The following is a 16129-nucleotide window of genomic DNA, read 5'->3' on the forward strand; positions in this document are numbered from 1 at the left end:
CGTGCGCACGGCGGCGATGGCGGCGGCGTTGGGCGCGTGCGCGATCGTCGCCGGCTGTTCGGCGTCCGCCGGCCAGGCGCCGTCCCCGCAGGTCGCACCGGCCGTCAAACTCTCGCCGAACCCGGCGCTGGACCGTGCGCTGCCGACCGCCGAGGAGCTGAGCATCATGCTGGGCGGCGACGGCTTCATGGGCCAGGTCGTCCAGGGCGGCGCCGAGATGCTGCTGCAGGGTGTCGGCGAGGCCGAGGCCACGCCGCTGGACTGCGTGAGCACCGGATACCGGCTGGAGAGGGTGGTGTACCAGGCCAGCCCGGTGCGGTCGGTGGCCAGCCAGTCGTGGGCCGGCGGTGATGCCAACGGCCCCACGGCCACCGGGTTCTTCGGCGTGGTCGAGTTCGTCGACGCGGACGCCGCGCGCGAGTTCTTCGCCGCCTCGGCCGACAAGTGGCACCGGTGCAACGGCCAGACGCTGGTATTGAACCGATCCGACCGGGGTGTGCAGGGGTCCAGCCGGATCACCGAGGTCGACGTCGGCGACGAAATCGTCTCGGCGGTGGTGATGCAGGACGCCGGATCGACGGTTCAGCGGGCGCTCGGTGTGGCCGGGGACTCCGTCGTCGACGTCGAGATCGCCGATGTCGCCGGGCCCAAGGCCACCGGAGCACGGGATGCCGCCGCCGTCGCGGACCTGATGCTGGAGAAGATCGGCGAGTCCTGAACTGCGCGGACGAAATTGTCGCCACGCCGCGGATTTGCCAGAAGTCGGTCACAATAACGCGGTGACTCCATTCGGCACGGCGTCGCGGCTGTGCGCCGCGGGTGCGCTCCTGGCCGTTTCGGTTGTGCTGGCGGGCTGCGTGAGCACCGTTTCGGGAACGGCGTTGCGTGCCCAGACGGGTCCGGTCGATGTTCCAGAGCTGACCGCCGACAAGCTCGGCGACGTGTTGCTGACCATCGGCGAACTCAACGGCATCATGGGCTCGACGACGATGAAGGTCACGAGCGAGCTCGAGGAGATGACCGATCACTCCGATGACGTTTCCGATCGCGACTGTCTCGGGGCGATGTACGGCGCCGAGGAGCCGGTGTACGCGGGCAGCGGGTGGACCGACGTGCGCGACCAGGTGGCGCGCGAACCCGACGACGACAATGACCACTGGGTCGAGCAGACCGCGGTGCTGTACCCGTCCGCCGACGAGGCGCAGCGGTTCTTCGACGACGCCAAGGTGGCGTGGGAGGGTTGCGCGGATTCGACTGTGAGCGTGGGTAGTTCGGGAGATTCGTACATGTGGGACCTTGGTCAGGTGCACACCGAAGGCATGCTGGTCACTCAGGTCACGACGCAACAGGACGCCGACGGCTGGGCGTGCCAGCATGCGCTGTCGACGGCGTCGAACCTGACAGTCGAGGCGTGGGCGTGCAGTTATTCGATCGGCGCCGAGGCCGCCACCATCGCGCTGGACATGCTGGCCAACGCGGCCAAGTAGCCCGTTCTGCTCTCCCGCGAGTTCTTCGGCGAGCAGACGCAAACCTGCCCAAAATTCGCGCAAAAGAGGCAGTTTCGCGTCTGCTCGCGGGAAGAGGTGACCTACATCGGGGCGTTGGCGGGGACGAAGACCCCGGAGCTGTCGGCCTCCTCCTCGGCCCGGATCACGTGCACGACCGCGTTGATCAACGCCAGGTGGGTGAACGCCTGCGGGAAGTTGCCGAGATGCCGGCCGGTGCGCGGCTCGATCTCCTCGGCGTAGAGGTGCAGCGGGCTGGCGAACGACAGCAGCCGTTCGCACAAATGTTTGGCGCGGCTGATCTCGCCGATCTCGACCAGCGCGGACACCAGCCAGAACGAGCAGATCGTGAAGGTTCCCTCCTCGCCGGCCAATCCGTCGTCGGTCTCCTCCACGCGGTAGCGCAGCACGAGGCCTTCCTCGGTGAGTTCGTCGGCGATCGCCAGCACCGTCGCGCGCACCCGCGGATCGTCGGGCGGCAGGAACCGGGTCAGCACGGCCAGCAGCAGCGAGGCGTCGAGCGCGTCGTCGCCGTAACGCTGGGTCAGCACACCGCGGGAGTCGACGCCGTGCTTGAGCACGTCGGCCTTGATCTCCTCGGCGATCGCGCGCCACTGCTGCGCGTAGGACTTCTCGCCCTGCAGTTCGGCGAGTTTCGAGCCGCGGTCCAGCGCCACCCAGCACATGATCTTGCTGCTCGTGAAGTGTTGCGGCTCGCCGCGCACCTCCCAGATGCCGCGGTCGGGTTCCTTCCAGTGCTTGATCGCTTCTTCGACCTGCTGCTTGCACACCGGCCACAGCGTGTCGGAGATCTGCTCGCGCGACTTGGCATGCAGGTACACCGAATCCAGCATGGTGCCCCAGATGTCGTGCTGCATCTGGTTGTACGCGCCGTTGCCGATGCGCACCGGTCGCGCACCGTCGTAACCGGACAGGTGGCGCAGCTCCTCCTCGACCAGAGTGCGCTCGCCGCCGACGGCGTACATCACCTGAAGTGGGTGTCGCTCACCGTTGTTCGCGCCCGACACGTCGGCGATGAACGCGAAGAAGTCGTCGGCCTCGCGGTCCAACCCGAGCGTGTAGAGGCCCCACAACGCGAACGTCGAGTCGCGCACCCACGCATAGCGGTAGTCCCAGTTGCGTTCGCCCTGAGGCGTTTCCGGCAGCGACGTGGTGGGTGCGGCCAGCAGCGCGCCGGTCGGGGAGTACGTCAGCCCCTTCAGAGTCAGCGCGCTGCGCTGCAGGTAGGCCCGCCAGGGGTGGTCCGGGAAGTCGCCGACGTTGATCCACTGGCGCCAGGCCTCGCTGGTCTGCCACATCTTGTCGGCGGCCTCGTCGTAGGTCTGCGGCGCCGGATGCTTCGACCAGGACAGCGCGACGAATGCGTTGTCGCCCTCCTTCATCCGGGTGCGCGCCCGCGCCTCGTGACCCTCCAGGCCGAGCCGCAGGTTGGTGGTGAGCCGCAGCGTGGGATGCGCGTCGGCGTCGCGGCTGGCCCGCGCGATCGCCTCGCCATAGGCCTGCGCGGAGTACTCCCACGTCGCCGGGATGCGGTGGTAGTCGAACGCCGGCTCGCAATTCATCACCAGCTCGACGGTGCCGCTCACACATCGCACGGTGCGCAGCAAGATGTGTTCGGCGTCCCAGTCCATCGGCGTGCGGCGGTGGGTTCGCGACCGGGTCTCCAGATCGTGCCAGGGGCCCATCACCAACGCCTCGCGCACGATCAGCCAGCCGGTGTGGGTCTGCCATGTCGTTTCCAGGATCAGGCTGCCGGGCAGGTAGCGCCGGGCCGAGGGCACCGTCACCCCGTACGGACCGAGACGGAAATGGCCGGCGCCGCGATCCAGGATGGCGCCGAACACGCTCGGCGAGTCCGGGCGCGGCACGCACAACCACTCGACCGATCCCGCCGAGGAGATCAGGCACGTGTTCTCGCAATCGGACAGAAACCCGTAGTCGGCGATCGGCGGAAACGGGTTCCGCAAAGCACCGCTCGGCGCGTACGGCGTCGGCGCCGTCACGGTCAACGGGGTGCTCGACAGGACGGCCTGGGCGGGCTTCGCCCCGTTCTCCGTCTCCGTCGACCCGTCCGACGGCCCGGTTTGTTGCAGAACCATGCCGTCATCATCGACTGCCGACCTGCTTTGCGTCTACTCGTTGGCGTGCACCGGCGCGCCCAACCGCACGCTCGACTGCTCGTCAGCGGCGTGCGAAGGCCGGAATGTGTTCCGGTAGGGGGCCGATCGCGACGCCGTAGGCGGCGAGTCGGCGCAGCACCGGCAGTCCGGCCGCGAGGCGCACGAACCGCGGCGCCTCGGCCTGCCCGGTCGAGGCGACCGCGACCGCGATGACACGGCGGTGGATCAGCTTCTGCACCGATTGGATCAGCGCCGCGGGCAGCCAGCGGCGCGCCTGCACGCGGGCCAGATGCCGACTCGACAGCGTGCCCGACCGCAACGGGCCCGCCAGGATGCGTCCCGCGGCGACGGCGTCGGCCACCGCGAGATTGATCCCGACACCGCCGACCGGCGACATCGCGTGGGCGGCGTCACCGATCAGCAGCAGGCCGTCGCTGTACCAGCGCCGCAGTCGGTTCAGCTGCACGTCGAGCAGCTTCACCTCGTCGAACGAGGTCACCGCCCCGATGCGGTCGGCCAGCCACGGCACCAGCGCCACCACACCGCGGTGCAGCGACTCGATGCCCTGCGCGCGCAACTGCGAGTCGCGCCCCTTGGGGATGACGTACGCGCACTGGTAGTAGTCGCCGCGGTCGATGACGATCTGCGCGTGTCCGGCGCCGAGGACCCCGGCGAGCCCGTGCGGGTCGTCGGGCTCGCGGGGCACCCGGAACCACCAGACGTCCATGGGTACGCCGAAGTTCCTCGGTTCGAACCCCATCGCGGTGCGCAGCGTCGACGACCGGCCGTCGCAGGCGACTGTCAGCGTCGCGCGCATCTCGCGCACCTCACCCTCGGTGCCGCGGTAGCGCACGCCGACCACCTTGCCGCCCTCGCGGATCGGCCCGAGCACCTCGGTGCTGCGCATCAGCGTGAACGACGGCTCGCGTTCCGCTGCGGTGGCCAGCAGTTCGAGGAAGTCCCACTGCGGCACCAGCGCAATGTGCTTGTGCGGACCGGGAATTCGTCGCAGGTCCATCGCGACCCGGGTGCCCTGCACCGTCATCGCCAGCGTGTCGATCTGGCGGTGCGGAATGGCCGCGAACTCCGAGGACAACCCCAACTCGTCGAGCAGCCGCAGCGTGCTCGCATGCACGGTGTCACCGCGGAAATCGCGGAGGAAATCGGCGTGTTTCTCCATCACGGTGACCGCGACGCCGGCGCGGGCGAGCACCAACGCGAGCATCATGCCCGCAGGACCGCCTCCGGCGACGATGCAGGTGGTGTCGGCGGGCACGGGCCCATCCTCGCATCGCCTAGGCTGGCCGCGTGGGTGGCTTCCTGAGTTGGTGGGACGGTGTCGAGCTCTGGCTCACCGGCCTGCCGTTTGTCGCCCAGACCGCGGTGGTGATGCCGGTGGTGCTCGCGCTCGCGTACGGGATCGCGATGGTGCTCGACGGGGCCCTGGGTAACGGGATCAGGCTGCTGCGCCACGTTCGCCACGACGAACGGGACGCGGACCAATGAGCGGCGGGATGCCGCGGTCGCGGGTGACGTTGGTGCTCGTCATCCTGCTGATCCTGGTGATCGTCATGTGGCTGTTCACCCGCTGACGCCTGCGAAACCCCCGACGAGCAGGTTGCGCGAAACCTGTTAGGCTTCCCGCCATGCAAACAGCGTCCGGCAACAAGAGCGGCCATGTGGTGGCCCTCATTGCCGTGGGTTTGAGCGCTGTCGCTGATGTCTGTTGTTGTTGCTGACTCCTCCGCCCGTCCGCGGTTCGGTGTCGGTAACGGCTGTGGGATGAAGCCCTCGCGCTGATCCATCGCCTTCCCGTCGGGTCGGGTTCCACCGAAGTCCCCCAACGAAAGGTCACCGATGGTCAACATCCGCAGAACCTGGCGCGCCGCAGCGGCGCTGGCCGCCACCGCCACCGTGCTCGCGGCATGCAGCGGCGGCTCGAGCGACGTGGCGGGCGAAGGCGGTGGCAACGGCGCCGACACGACACTGACGCTCGTCGCCTATGCCGTCCCCGAGCCGGGTTGGAGCAAGATCATCCCCGCCTTCGCTGCGTCTCCGGAGGGTAAGGGTGTCGGTGTGACGACCTCCTACGGTGCCTCGGGTGACCAGTCGCGTGCCGTCGTCGACGGCAAACCCGCCGACATCGTGAACTTCTCGGTCGAGCCCGACATCACCCGCCTGGTCAAGGCCGACAAGGTGGCCAAGGACTGGAACGCCGACGCGACCAAGGGCATCCCGTTCGGATCCGTGGTCTCCCTCGCGGTACGACCCGGTAATCCGAAGAACATTCGCGACTGGCCGGACCTGTTGAAGCCCGGCGTCGAGGTCATCACGCCCAGCCCGCTCAGTTCCGGGTCGGCGAAGTGGAACCTGCTGGCGCCGTACGCGTGGGCCAGCAAGGGTGGTCAGGATCCCCAGGCCGGGCTGGACTACGTCACCGAGTTGGTGTCCCAGCACATCAAGCTGCGCCCGGGTTCGGGCCGCGAGGCCACCGACGTGTTCCGGCAGGGCAGCGGCGACGTGCTGCTGGCCTACGAGAACGAGGCGCTGAACTTCGACCTCGAGTATGTGAACCCGCCGGAGACCTTCAAGATCGAGAACCCGGTCGCCGTGGTGACGTCGAGCGCGCATTTGGACAAGGCGAACGCGCTGAAGAACTTCATCTACACCCCGGAGGCGCAGAAGCTGTGGGCCGAGGCCGGCTTCCGGCCCGTCGATCCCGCCGTGCTCGAACAGTTCAGGGACAAGTTCCCCGCGCCCGCCAAGCTGTGGACCGCCCAGGATCTCGGCGGCTGGGACAAGCTGGATCCCGAGCTGTTCGACAAGACCAACGGCTCCATCACCAAGATCTACACCCAGGCAACCGGATGACCTCTGCCGTCGTGGCGCGGCCCGAGCTCACCGGAGGTGAGCCGGGCGGCGGCCCCGGATTCCTCGGGCGTCGGCACGGGACGACGTCGCTGCGGGTCGGCGCAGCGTCGATCTGGCTGAGCCTGATCGTGCTGCTGCCGCTGGCCGCCATCCTCTGGCAGGCGGTCGGCGGCGGCTGGCGGGCGTTCTGGGTGGCGGTCAGCTCGAACGCGGCCATCGAGTCGTTCAAGGTGACCCTGACCGTGTCGTTGGGGGTGACGCTGGTCAACCTGGTGTTCGGCTTGCTGGTGGCGTGGGTGCTCACGCGCGACGACTTCTTCGGCAAGCGGCTGATCGATTCGGTGATCGACCTGCCGTTCGCCCTGCCGACGATCGTGGCCAGCCTGGTCATGCTGGCGCTCTACGGTCCGGCCAGCCCGGTGGGGCTGCACCTGCAGCACACCAAGTGGGGCATCGGCGTGGCGCTGCTGTTCGTCACGCTGCCGTTCGTGGTGCGATCCGTCCAACCGGTGCTGTTGGAGCTGGACCGCGAGATCGAGGAAGCGGCGGCGTCGTTGGGCGCCAACAACTGGATCATCTTCACCAGGGTGATGCTGCCCGCGCTGCTGCCGTCGCTGCTGTCCGGCGCCGGCCTGGCGTTCTCGCGCGCGATCGGCGAATTCGGTTCCGTCGTCCTGATCGGTGGCGCTGTGCCAGGCGAGACCGAGGTGTCCTCGCAGTGGATTCGCACCCTGATCGAGAACGACGACCGTACCGGCGCCGCGGCGATTTCGATTGTGCTGCTGCTGATCTCATTTGTCGTGCTGTTCATCCTGCGCGCGATCGGCTCGCGTGCGGCCCGACGGGAGCTGGCGCAATGACCTTGTCGCCCGTGGTGAAATACCTGCTGCGCTACCTCGCGCTCGCCTACGTCGTCATCCTGGTCGTCGTGCCGGTGGGGCTGATCCTGTGGCGCGCCTTCTCGCCGGGCATCGGCGCGTTTGTCGAATCGATCAGTACGCCGGCGGCCATATCGGCGTTGAACCTGTCGCTTCTGGTGGTCGCGATCGTGGTCCCGCTCAACGTGTTGTTCGGCGTGCCCACGGCATTGGTGCTGGCACGCAACAAGTTCCGCGGCAAGAGCGCGCTGCAGGCCGTCATCGACCTGCCGTTCGCGGTGTCCCCGGTGGTGGTCGGCGTCGCGCTGATCCTGCTGTGGGGCTCGGCGGGGCTGTTCGGCTTCGTGGAGAACAGCCTCGGGTTCAAGATCATTTTCGGGTTCCCCGGCATCGTGCTCGCCAGCATCTTTGTGACCGTGCCGTTCGTGATCCGCGAGGTCGAACCGGTGTTGCACGAGATCGGCACCGATCAGGAAGAGGCCGCGGCCACGCTGGGCTCGCAGTGGTGGCAAACGTTCTGGCGGGTGACGCTACCGTCGATCCGGTGGGGTCTGACCTACGGCGTGGTGTTGACGATCGCGCGCACCCTCGGCGAATACGGGGCCGTCCTGATGGTGTCGTCGAACCTGCCGGGGAAATCGCAAACGCTCACACTGTTGGTATCGGACCGCTACACCCGAGGCGCCGAGTACGGCGCGTATGCGGTGTCGACGCTGCTGATGGCCGTGGCGGTGGTGGTGTTGGTCGCGCAGTTGGTCCTCGACGCGCGGCGGGTCCGGGCGGGCAAGGCGTAGGGAGACAGAACAGATGACGAACGCAATCGTCGTGCGTGGAGCCAACAAGCACTACGGAGACTTCGCGGCGTTGGACAACGTCGACTTCGAGGTGCCCTCCGGGTCGCTGACCGCGCTGCTCGGTCCGAGCGGGTCGGGCAAGTCGACGCTGCTGCGGGCGATCGCGGGCCTCGACCAGCCCGACACCGGCACCATCACGATCAACGGCCGCGATGTCACCGACGTGCCGCCGCAGCGTCGCGGCATCGGGTTCGTGTTCCAGCACTATGCGGCGTTCAAACACCTGACGGTGCGCGACAACGTCGCGTTCGGGTTGAAGATCCGCAAGCGCCCCAAGGCCGAAATCAGGGAAAAGGTCGACAACCTCCTCGAAGTGGTGGGGCTGGCCGGTTTCCAGACCCGCTACCCCAACCAGCTCTCCGGCGGCCAGCGTCAGCGCATGGCGCTGGCCCGCGCGTTGGCGGTCGACCCGCAGGTTCTTCTGCTCGACGAACCGTTCGGCGCGCTGGACGCCAAGGTCCGCGAGGATCTGCGGGCGTGGCTGCGCCGGCTGCACGAAGAGGTGCACGTCACCACGGTGCTGGTGACCCACGACCAGGCTGAGGCCCTCGACGTCGCCGACCGGATCGCCGTGCTGAACAAGGGCCGCATCGAGCAAGTGGGTTCTCCCCCAGAGGTTTACGACTCGCCCGCCAACGCGTTTGTGATGTCGTTCCTCGGCGCGGTGTCCTCGCTCAACGGTTCGCTGGTCCGCCCGCACGACATCCGCGTCGGCCGCAACCCGGAAATGGCGATCGCGTCGAGCGACGAGTCGGTACAGGCCACCGGGGTGGTGCGCGCGGTCATCGACCGGATTGTCATGTTGGGATTCGAGGTTCGCGTCGAATTGCACAGTGCGAGCGATCAGATGCCGTTCACCGCGCAGATCACCCGAGGAGACGCCGAGGCACTCGGCCTCAAGGAGGGCGACACGGTCTACGTCCGCGCCACCCGGGTCCCTCCGTTGCCGGACGGCACGCATGTTCCGCCGGCTGACAAGGCCGACGCCGAGGCGCTGACGAAGTCCTGACTCCCGACTGAAGATGGGGCAATTGCCCCATTCCGCGCGGGCGATTCGCCTGGTTGGGTGAGGTGTATGAACACCTCGAGCACACCGACCCTGGTCGACCAGGACAAGCTGATGAATTTCGTCTTCCGCGCGGTCGAGGAGGCGGGCGCGGCACTCAATTGCGCCCTCGTGGTCATGGGCGACCGCCTCGGGTACTACCGGTCGCTCGCCGAACACGGGCCGAGCACCCCGGCCGAACTGGCCGAGCGCACCGGCACCGACGGGCGCTACGCCCGCGAGTGGCTCAACGCGCAAGCGGCCGGGTCATTCGTCGAGTACGACGCCGAGACCGGTCGGTACCGGCTGCCTCCTGAGCACGCCGTCGCCCTCACCGACGAGACCAGCCCGGCGTTCGTCGGCGGCCTGTTCCAGATCGCCCACGGAACCGCGGCGGATGCCGCCCGGATCGTCGAGGCCGCGTCGACCGGCCGCGGAGTCGGCTGGGGCGATCACAACGCCGATGTGCATGTCGGATGCGAACGGTTCTTCCGCCCGACCTACACCGCGCACCTGGTGAACGACTGGCTCCCGGCACTGGACGGCGTCGTGGACAAGCTGTCGTCCGGCGCCAGGGTGGCCGACGTGGGCTGTGGGCACGGGGCGTCGACAGTGCTGATGGCAGAGGCGTTTCCGGCGTCGACATTCGTCGGCGTGGACGGTCACGCGGGATCCATCGACGTGGCCCGCGAGCGCACTGGGACAACGTCGACGGTCGATTTCCGGGTCGCGGCCGCGGACGCATTCGACGGTGGGCCGTACGACCTGGTGACGATGTTCGACTGCCTGCACGACATGGGCGACCCGATCGGCGCCGCACGCCACATCCGCGAGGTCATCGCCGAGGACGGCACATGGATGGTGGTCGAACCGGCCGCCGGCGACCGGGTCGAAGACAACCTCAACCCGATCGGTCGTGCGTATTACGGCTTCTCCACGCTGCTGTGCACGCCGTCGTCGATGGCGCAGCCGGTCGGCATGGCTCTGGGCACTCAGGCGGGCCCGGCCCGCATCCGCGACGTCGTAACCGAGGCGGGCTTCGGCCGGTTCCGGCTGGCCGCGCAGACCCCGTTCAACAACGTGTTCGAAATTCGGCCCTGACGCCCGGTCAGGCGGCGGCCGCGGCGCCCGCGGTGATCGCGTCGTAGCGGTCCAGCACCGTCGCTGCGACGAGGTTGTGCGATCCGAGCGGCTCGGCCATCACGATACCCTGCGCCGCAGCGTATTCCGCGACGCGATCGGTGATCCGGCCGTGCGCCAGGAACCACGGCGCGATGACCAGACGTTCGGCACCGCGGGCGCGCAGGCGCTCGGCGGCGTCCGGGAGGTCGGCGTACGGTCCGGTGGCGAACGCGACTTCGGCTCCCGCCCAGCGGGTTCCGGACCACAGCACCTGCGCGACCGTCGCGGTCCTGGCATTCGCGTCCGGGCGTGACGACCCGACTGCGACGACGAGGACGCCAACGTCTTCGTCGTCGGGGGAGACGCCGAGCTCGGCCAGTCGCTGACGCAACACCGTCAGCAACGCCGGATCCTCACCGAGCACCTCGGCCCGGTCGACCATCGCGCCCGAATCTTTGATGACCGCCGGGATGTCGACACGCGCGTGAAATGCACTGGCCAGCAAGAACGGAACCACCACACCGGGGGTATGCAGGCCGCTCAGCGTGTCGAACAGGCTGGGCCCGTTCTGCTCCAAAAACGCCGGACGGACGTCGAGCCAGGGCCGCAGTCTCCGGATGCGGCCCGCGACGGCGTGCGTGACTGCCGCGGAGCGCGGGTCGGCGCTGCCGTGCGCGGTGAGCACCAGCGTCACTGCGGCCTCACGAGGCGTGCAACCCGCATTCGATCTTGCCGGTGCCCGCCCAGCGGCCGCTGCGCGGATCGGCGCCCTCGACGGGCTTCGCCGTGCACGGTGCACAGCCGATCGACGGATAACCCTCGTAGACAAGCGGATTGACCAGCACGCCGTTGGCGTCGATGTATTCCTGCATGTCGTCGTCGGACCAGGCCGCCAGCGGGTTGATCTTCACCAGCCCGAAAGCCTTGTCCCAGCTGATCAGCGGCGCGTTGGCGCGCGTAGGCGCCTCGACTCGGCGGATGCCCGTCACCCACGCCGAGTAACCGCGCAGCGCCTTCGACAGCGGCTCGACCTTGCGCATGCGGCAGCACTCGTTGGGCTCGCGGGCGAACAGGTCCTTGCCGAACAACTCGTCCTGCTCGGCGACGCTCTTCTCCGCGGTGACGTTGACGATGTTGACGTCGTACACCGCCTCGACGGCGTCGCGGGTGCCGATCGTCTCCACGAAGTGGTAGCCGGTGTCGAGGAACAGGATGTCGACTCCCGGACGCACCTTGGCGGCCAGGTCGATGAGCACGGCGTCCTGCATGTTCGAGGCCACGACGTAATTGCCGCCGAAATTCTCGTCGGTCCAGCGCAGCAGATCGTTCGCGCTCGCCCCCTCGAGTTCGGCGGCACCGCGCTCGGCCAGTGCCTGCAGTTCGATCTCGTTCATCAAATCCGTCACCGCAAATCCGCCTCGTCTGCTCGTATTGCCCACGTAGCGAAACGCTCGCCCTGCTCGCGTTGTTTCACGAAGTTGCGAACCACCCGGTCGATGTAGTCGCCGAGCTCGGTGGCCAGCACTTTGTGCTGGCGCAGCTTGCGACCGAAACCGCTGTCGAGTCCGAGGCTTCCGCCCAGGTGCACCTGGAAACCCTCGACCGCGTTGCCGTCGCCGTCGTCGACCATCTGGCCCTTGAACCCGATGTCGGCGACCTGGATGCGGGCGCACGAGTTCGGGCAGCCGTTGATGTTGACCGTGATCGGCACGTCGAGCTGCGCGTTGATGTCCTCGAGCCGCTTCTCCAGCTCCGGAACCAGAACCTGCGCGCGGTTGCGGGTTTCGGCGAACGACAGCTTGCAGTACTCGATGCCGGTGCAGGCCATCAGGTTCTTGCGCCACGCCGACGGCCGCGACGGCAGCCCCAGCGCGTCGAGCTCTTCGACGAGCTTGGCAAGATTTTCATCGGGGACGTCGAGGATGACCAGCTTCTGGTACGGGGTCAGCCGGATCCGGTCCGAACCCGCCGCCTCGGCGAGGTCGGCCACCTTGGTCAGGATCGTGCCCGAAACCCGGCCGGCGATCGGCGCGACGCCGACCGCGTTGTGTCCGTTCTTGAGCTTCTGGATTCCCACGTGGTCGATGGGGTGCTTGACCGGCTCGGGCGCAGGGCCGTCGATCAGCTTGCGGCCCAGGTACTCGTCCTCGAGGACCTGGCGGAATTTCTCGACACCCCAGTCCTTGATCAGGAACTTCAGCCGGGCCTTGCTGCGCAGGCGCCGGTATCCGTAGTCGCGGAAGACCGACGTCACACCCTCCCAGACGTCGGGAACCTCTTCCAGCGGAACCCACGCGCCGAGGCGCTGGGCGAGCATCGGGTTGGTGGACAGCCCGCCGCCGACCCACAGGTCCAGGCCGGGGCCGTGCTCGGGGTGGTTGACGCCGATGAACGCAACGTCGTTGACCTCGTGGGCGACGTCCTGCAGGCCCGAGATCGCGGTCTTGTACTTCCGCGGCAGGTTGGAGAACGCGGGATTGCCGATGTAGCGGCGCACGATCTCGTCGACGGCCCAGCTCGGGTCGAGGACCTCGTCGAGGGATTCACCCGACAGGGGGCCGCCCAGCACGACGCGGGGGCAGTCACCGCAGGCTTCGGTGGTCTGTAGGCCGACCGCGGCCAGCCGCTCCCAGATCTCCGGCACGTCTTCGATCCGGATCCAGTGGTACTGGACGTTTTCGCGGTCGCTGATGTCGGCGGTGTCGCGGGCGAACTGGGTGGAGATCTCGCCGATGGTTCGCAGGGCGGCGGCGCTGAGCGCGCCGCCGTCGCAGCGCACCCGCATCATGAAGTACTTGGCCTCGAGCAGATCGGCGTTCTCGTCGCCGGTCCAGGTGCCGTCGTAGCCCTGCTCACGCTGGGTGTAGAGGCCCATCCATCGCATGCGGCCCCGCAGGTCCTGCTTGTCGATGCTGTCGAAACCGCGCTGGGAGTAGATGTCGAGGATGCGGGCGCGCACGTTGAGCGCGTCGTCGTCCTTCTTGAACTGCTCGTTGGCGTTGAGCGGCTCGCGGTATCCGAGTGCCCACTGCCCTTCGGCGCGGGTCTTCTTGGCGGGTCTCGGTTTGGATTCCGCGGTGGTCATGGGGTGGCTCCTTGGTGGAGCCGGCGTTCGAATCGCGCGTGGTCACCGGGTGGCTGTCCGGCGGCGCAGATCCGGCGGCCAGCTATACGTACGGGTGGGCTGGGACCTAGATCAAGCGCAAGGCAGACAACAACAGGTACACACGCGCTTGAAGTCGACGTGCCGACGCGCCACCAGCGATACGCGCTGGGGGAAGATGCGGCCGGCAGTCACGTCCGCCATTGTGCCACGGACACCCGCACCAGCCCTAACCGGGCGAGATTTGCGCTCACGGTGAGCAAAACCGCGGTCTGGGAAACTGGCTGGGTGACCGTCCGAACCGCAGGGGCTCCGAACGCCGCACCGGCGGCGCTGCCGGCGATGACTCCTGCGCCCGGGCGGCCGTTCGGCATCTACATTCACGTGCCGTTCTGCGCGACCCGCTGCGGCTACTGCGACTTCAACACCTACACCCCCGGCGAGCTGGGCGGAGCCAACCCCGACGGCTGGCTCACCGCGCTGCGGGCGGAGTTGGCGCTGGCCGCGCGGCACCTCGGCCGCATCCCCGAGGTCACCACCGTGTTCGTCGGCGGAGGCACGCCGTCGCTGCTGGGCGGATCCGGCCTGGCCGCGGTCCTCGACGGCGTGCGGGCACACTTCCCGCTGGCCGAGGGGGCCGAGGTCACCACGGAGGCCAACCCGGAGTCGACGTCTCCGCTGTTGTTCGATCAGCTCCTGGCGGCCGGATACACCCGGGTATCGCTGGGCATGCAGTCGGCGGCCGCGCACGTGCTGGCCACGCTGGACCGCACGCATTCGCCGGGCCGGGCGCTCGCCGCGGCCCGGGAGGCCCGCGCCGCCGGGTTCGAGCACGTCAACCTCGACCTGATCTACGGAACGCCGGGGGAGTCCGACGACGACCTGCTGCGCTCGGTCGACACGGTCGTCGAGGCCGGCGTCGACCACGTGTCGGCGTACGCGCTGGTCATCGAGGACGGTACGGCGATGGCCCGCCGGGTGCGGCGCGGGGAGCTGGCCCCGACCGACGACGACGTGCTGGCCCGCCGCTACGAGTTGGTCGACGCACGCCTGGCGGCCGCCGGTTTCGCCTGGTACGAGGTGTCGAACTGGAGCCGACCGGGCGGCGAGTGCCGGCACAACATCGGCTACTGGAACGGCGGCCAGTGGTGGGGCGCCGGGCCGGGTGCGCACGGCTTCGTCGACGCGGTGCGCTGGTGGAACGCCAAACACCCGAACGCGTACGCACAGACGCTGGCCGACGCTCGTCTGCCGGTGGCCGACTTCGAGCACCTCGACGCCGACACCATGCACATGGAGGACGTGATGCTGCGGGTGCGGTTGCGCGACGGGCTGCCGACAAGCGTGCTCAGCGCGCCCGAACGCGACCGTGCCGCCGTCGCGGTGTCCGACGGGCTGCTGCGTCGGGCCGCCGATCGGCTGGTGCTCACCGACCGCGGCCGGTTGCTGGCCGACGCGGTGGTGCGCGACTTGCTCGCCTGAACGTGAGCTTGTGCCCGAAAATCCGCCGATATCTCGCACATAAGCTCACGTTCGCGGGCCGGGCGTTGAACGATTGACCGGTGATTGTCGTTGTGATCAGCGATGACGACTGTGGTGGATGAGCGATGACACCCGACCCCGCGCAGGCCGAGCTGCTGCGCGCGATCCACGAGGAGCACAGCCAGGCGCTGCTGCGGTACGTGTTGCGGCTCACGCGCGGCGACATGCCCTTCGCCGAGGACGTGGTGCAGGAAGCGCTGCTGCGGCTGTGGCGCAAACCGGAGATCCTGCAGCAGCGGGGCGACGCCGCGCGGGCGTGGCTGTTCACCGTCGCGCGCAACCTCGTCATCGACGACCGGCGCAGCGCGCGCTTCAGCCGCGAACTGCAGACCGACGACCTGCCCGAGCGGCCGTCGCTCGACGCGATCGGTCCCGCGGTCGACAAATGGGTACTCGCCGACGCACTGAAATCGCTCAGCGCCGACCATCGCACCGCGATCGTGCGTGCTTACTACCTCGGCCAGACTGTCGCCGACATCGCTGAGCACGAGGGGATCGCCGCGGGCACCGTGAAGTCCAGGCTTCATTACGCGTTGCGCGCGTTGCGGAGCGCGCTGCAGGAGAGGGGGATTGTCCAATGAGCGAGGAATTCGACCGGACACCCGATGACGACCTCGCCGAATGGGATGCGGCCTACGTGCTTGGCGCGCTGAGCCTGGAGGACCGGCGCACCTACGAGGACTACCTCGCCGCGAACCCGGCGCGCGCCGCCGAGCTGACCGAGCTGCGGGAGATGCCCGGGATCCTGGGGGCGCTCAGCCGCGACGAGGCCCTCGCGCTGTCCGATCTGGGCGAGGCGCCCGCCGATTCCGACGTCGCATCGCTGGGCCAGGTCGCGGCGAGGCGTCAGCGGCGGTCGCGCCGCACGATGCTCGCCGCGACGGTGGCCGTCGCGGCGGCCCTCGCGATCGTCGGCGGCGTCGTCGGTGCGACGGTGTTCCCGCGCACGCCGTCGGTGCAGAGGGTGGCGCTGGAGCCGATGCAGCCCGGTCAGCGCGAGGGCCTGACCGCGCAGCTGGCCGTGTCGGAGAAGAAGTGGGGCACCGAGCTCAACTGGGCGTGCGAGTA

Annotated in this window: 18 protein-coding genes; 12 read left to right on the plus strand and 6 right to left on the minus strand. The window is 68.6% G+C overall.

Annotated features, from left to right (window positions below; translation table 11 throughout):
• Position 1: 1 nt before the first annotated feature.
• Both A5650_RS13705 and A5650_RS13710 read left to right on the plus strand, forming a co-directional pair.
• Complete coding sequence (locus tag A5650_RS13705) at positions 2–718, plus strand: sensor domain-containing protein (RefSeq protein ID WP_067291948.1); 717 nt, start codon at positions 2–4, stop codon at positions 716–718.
• Between the two features lie 61 nt (positions 719–779).
• Entirely contained in the window at positions 780–1487 is a 708-nt protein-coding gene (locus tag A5650_RS13710) for a sensor domain-containing protein (RefSeq protein WP_082950754.1), read from the plus strand.
• A gap of 101 nt (positions 1488–1588) precedes the next feature.
• Here the strand turns inward: A5650_RS13710 and A5650_RS13715 are convergent, their stop codons facing one another.
• Both A5650_RS13715 and A5650_RS13720 read right to left on the minus strand, forming a co-directional pair.
• On the minus strand, positions 1589–3625 hold the full coding sequence (locus A5650_RS13715) for a glycoside hydrolase family 15 protein (protein WP_067291951.1): 2037 nt from the start codon (positions 3623–3625) through the stop codon (positions 1589–1591).
• An 82-nt stretch (positions 3626–3707) separates the two neighbouring features.
• Positions 3708–4922 carry an FAD-dependent oxidoreductase gene (locus tag A5650_RS13720; protein ID WP_067291955.1) on the minus strand — a complete coding sequence of 405 codons (1215 nt, stop codon included), beginning with the start codon at positions 4920–4922 and terminating at the stop codon, positions 3708–3710.
• A gap of 32 nt (positions 4923–4954) precedes the next feature.
• Here A5650_RS13720 and A5650_RS13725 point away from each other — a divergent pair, with 32 nt between their 5' ends.
• The 7 genes from A5650_RS13725 (at position 4955) to A5650_RS13750 (ending at position 10395) form a co-directional block, all read left to right on the plus strand.
• Positions 4955–5152 (plus strand): hypothetical protein, encoded by a 198-nt coding sequence (locus A5650_RS13725; RefSeq protein ID WP_067291958.1) that lies wholly within the window; start codon positions 4955–4957, stop codon positions 5150–5152.
• Positions 5153–5292: 140 nt separating this feature from the next.
• Positions 5293–5385 carry an Ms4533A family Cys-rich leader peptide gene (locus A5650_RS27595; RefSeq protein ID WP_353612401.1) on the plus strand — a complete coding sequence of 31 codons (93 nt, stop codon included), beginning with the start codon at positions 5293–5295 and terminating at the stop codon, positions 5383–5385.
• 118 nt (positions 5386–5503) lie between these two features.
• Positions 5504–6517 (plus strand): sulfate ABC transporter substrate-binding protein, encoded by a 1014-nt coding sequence (locus tag A5650_RS13730; protein WP_067291961.1) that lies wholly within the window; start codon positions 5504–5506, stop codon positions 6515–6517.
• Positions 6514–7377, plus strand: a complete 864-nt coding sequence (gene cysT / locus A5650_RS13735; RefSeq protein ID WP_067291964.1) for a sulfate ABC transporter permease subunit CysT — start codon at positions 6514–6516, stop codon at positions 7375–7377. Before A5650_RS13730 ends, cysT begins: the two co-directional genes overlap by 4 nt.
• Positions 7374–8189 (plus strand): sulfate ABC transporter permease subunit CysW, encoded by an 816-nt coding sequence (gene cysW / locus A5650_RS13740; RefSeq protein ID WP_067291967.1) that lies wholly within the window; start codon positions 7374–7376, stop codon positions 8187–8189. Before cysT ends, cysW begins: the two co-directional genes overlap by 4 nt.
• 13 nt (positions 8190–8202) lie before the next feature.
• Positions 8203–9258, plus strand: a complete 1056-nt coding sequence (locus A5650_RS13745; RefSeq protein ID WP_067291970.1) for a sulfate/molybdate ABC transporter ATP-binding protein — start codon at positions 8203–8205, stop codon at positions 9256–9258.
• 66 nt (positions 9259–9324) lie between these two features.
• Positions 9325–10395, plus strand: a complete 1071-nt coding sequence (locus A5650_RS13750) for a class I SAM-dependent methyltransferase (RefSeq protein WP_067291973.1) — start codon at positions 9325–9327, stop codon at positions 10393–10395.
• 7 nt (positions 10396–10402) lie between these two features.
• Here A5650_RS13750 and A5650_RS13755 read toward each other — a convergent pair whose 3' ends face one another.
• The 4 genes from A5650_RS13755 to A5650_RS27600 all read right to left on the minus strand — a co-directional run bounded on the left by A5650_RS13755 (position 10403) and on the right by A5650_RS27600 (position 13723).
• Positions 10403–11110: a sirohydrochlorin chelatase gene (locus A5650_RS13755; RefSeq protein ID WP_067291976.1), complete on the minus strand. Its 708-nt coding sequence runs from the start codon at positions 11108–11110 to the stop codon at positions 10403–10405.
• A 7-nt stretch (positions 11111–11117) separates the two neighbouring features.
• On the minus strand, positions 11118–11810 hold the full coding sequence (locus A5650_RS13760; RefSeq protein ID WP_067291979.1) for a phosphoadenylyl-sulfate reductase: 693 nt from the start codon (positions 11808–11810) through the stop codon (positions 11118–11120).
• Between the two features lie 8 nt (positions 11811–11818).
• Positions 11819–13501 (minus strand): nitrite/sulfite reductase, encoded by a 1683-nt coding sequence (locus A5650_RS13765; protein ID WP_067291981.1) that lies wholly within the window; start codon positions 13499–13501, stop codon positions 11819–11821.
• 111 nt (positions 13502–13612) lie between these two features.
• On the minus strand, positions 13613–13723 hold the full coding sequence (locus tag A5650_RS27600; RefSeq protein WP_353612402.1) for an Ms4527A family Cys-rich leader peptide: 111 nt from the start codon (positions 13721–13723) through the stop codon (positions 13613–13615).
• Between the two features lie 138 nt (positions 13724–13861).
• Here A5650_RS27600 and hemW point away from each other — a divergent pair, with 138 nt between their 5' ends.
• From hemW to A5650_RS13780, 3 genes are all read left to right on the plus strand, one after another.
• On the plus strand, positions 13862–15001 hold the full coding sequence (hemW, locus tag A5650_RS13770) for a radical SAM family heme chaperone HemW (RefSeq protein ID WP_067291984.1): 1140 nt from the start codon (positions 13862–13864) through the stop codon (positions 14999–15001).
• Between the two features lie 125 nt (positions 15002–15126).
• Positions 15127–15642: a sigma-70 family RNA polymerase sigma factor gene (locus A5650_RS13775; protein WP_067291987.1), complete on the plus strand. Its 516-nt coding sequence runs from the start codon at positions 15127–15129 to the stop codon at positions 15640–15642.
• A partial coding sequence (locus tag A5650_RS13780; protein WP_067291991.1) for an anti-sigma factor occupies positions 15639–16129 on the plus strand: 491 nt, incomplete at its 3' end. The genes A5650_RS13775 and A5650_RS13780, both read left to right, overlap by 4 nt.

Origin of the sequence: Mycobacterium sp. 1164985.4, assembly GCF_001668575.1 — a bacterium.
Classification (GTDB): domain Bacteria; phylum Actinomycetota; class Actinomycetes; order Mycobacteriales; family Mycobacteriaceae; genus Mycobacterium.

Excerpts from the sequence above, each read along its gene's own strand:
- cysT (WP_067291964.1), top strand. The coding sequence starts at position 6,514 with ATGACCTCTGCCGTCGTGGCGCGGCCCGAGCTCACCGGAGGTGAGCCG.
- A5650_RS13775 (WP_067291987.1), top strand. The coding sequence starts at position 15,127 with ATGACACCCGACCCCGCGCAGGCCGAGCTGCTGCGCGCGATCCACGAG.
- A5650_RS27600 (WP_353612402.1), bottom strand. The coding sequence starts at position 13,723 with ATGGCGGACGTGACTGCCGGCCGCATCTTCCCCCAGCGCGTATCGCTG.
- A5650_RS13750 (WP_067291973.1), top strand. The coding sequence starts at position 9,325 with ATGAACACCTCGAGCACACCGACCCTGGTCGACCAGGACAAGCTGATG.
- hemW (WP_067291984.1), top strand. The coding sequence starts at position 13,862 with ATGACTCCTGCGCCCGGGCGGCCGTTCGGCATCTACATTCACGTGCCG.
- A5650_RS13765 (WP_067291981.1), bottom strand. The coding sequence starts at position 13,501 with ATGACCACCGCGGAATCCAAACCGAGACCCGCCAAGAAGACCCGCGCC.
- A5650_RS13730 (WP_067291961.1), top strand. The coding sequence starts at position 5,504 with ATGGTCAACATCCGCAGAACCTGGCGCGCCGCAGCGGCGCTGGCCGCC.
- A5650_RS13760 (WP_067291979.1), bottom strand. The coding sequence starts at position 11,810 with ATGAACGAGATCGAACTGCAGGCACTGGCCGAGCGCGGTGCCGCCGAA.
- cysW (WP_067291967.1), top strand. The coding sequence starts at position 7,374 with ATGACCTTGTCGCCCGTGGTGAAATACCTGCTGCGCTACCTCGCGCTC.
- A5650_RS13745 (WP_067291970.1), top strand. The coding sequence starts at position 8,203 with ATGACGAACGCAATCGTCGTGCGTGGAGCCAACAAGCACTACGGAGAC.
- A5650_RS27595 (WP_353612401.1), top strand. The coding sequence starts at position 5,293 with ATGCAAACAGCGTCCGGCAACAAGAGCGGCCATGTGGTGGCCCTCATT.
- A5650_RS13715 (WP_067291951.1), bottom strand. The coding sequence starts at position 3,625 with ATGGTTCTGCAACAAACCGGGCCGTCGGACGGGTCGACGGAGACGGAG.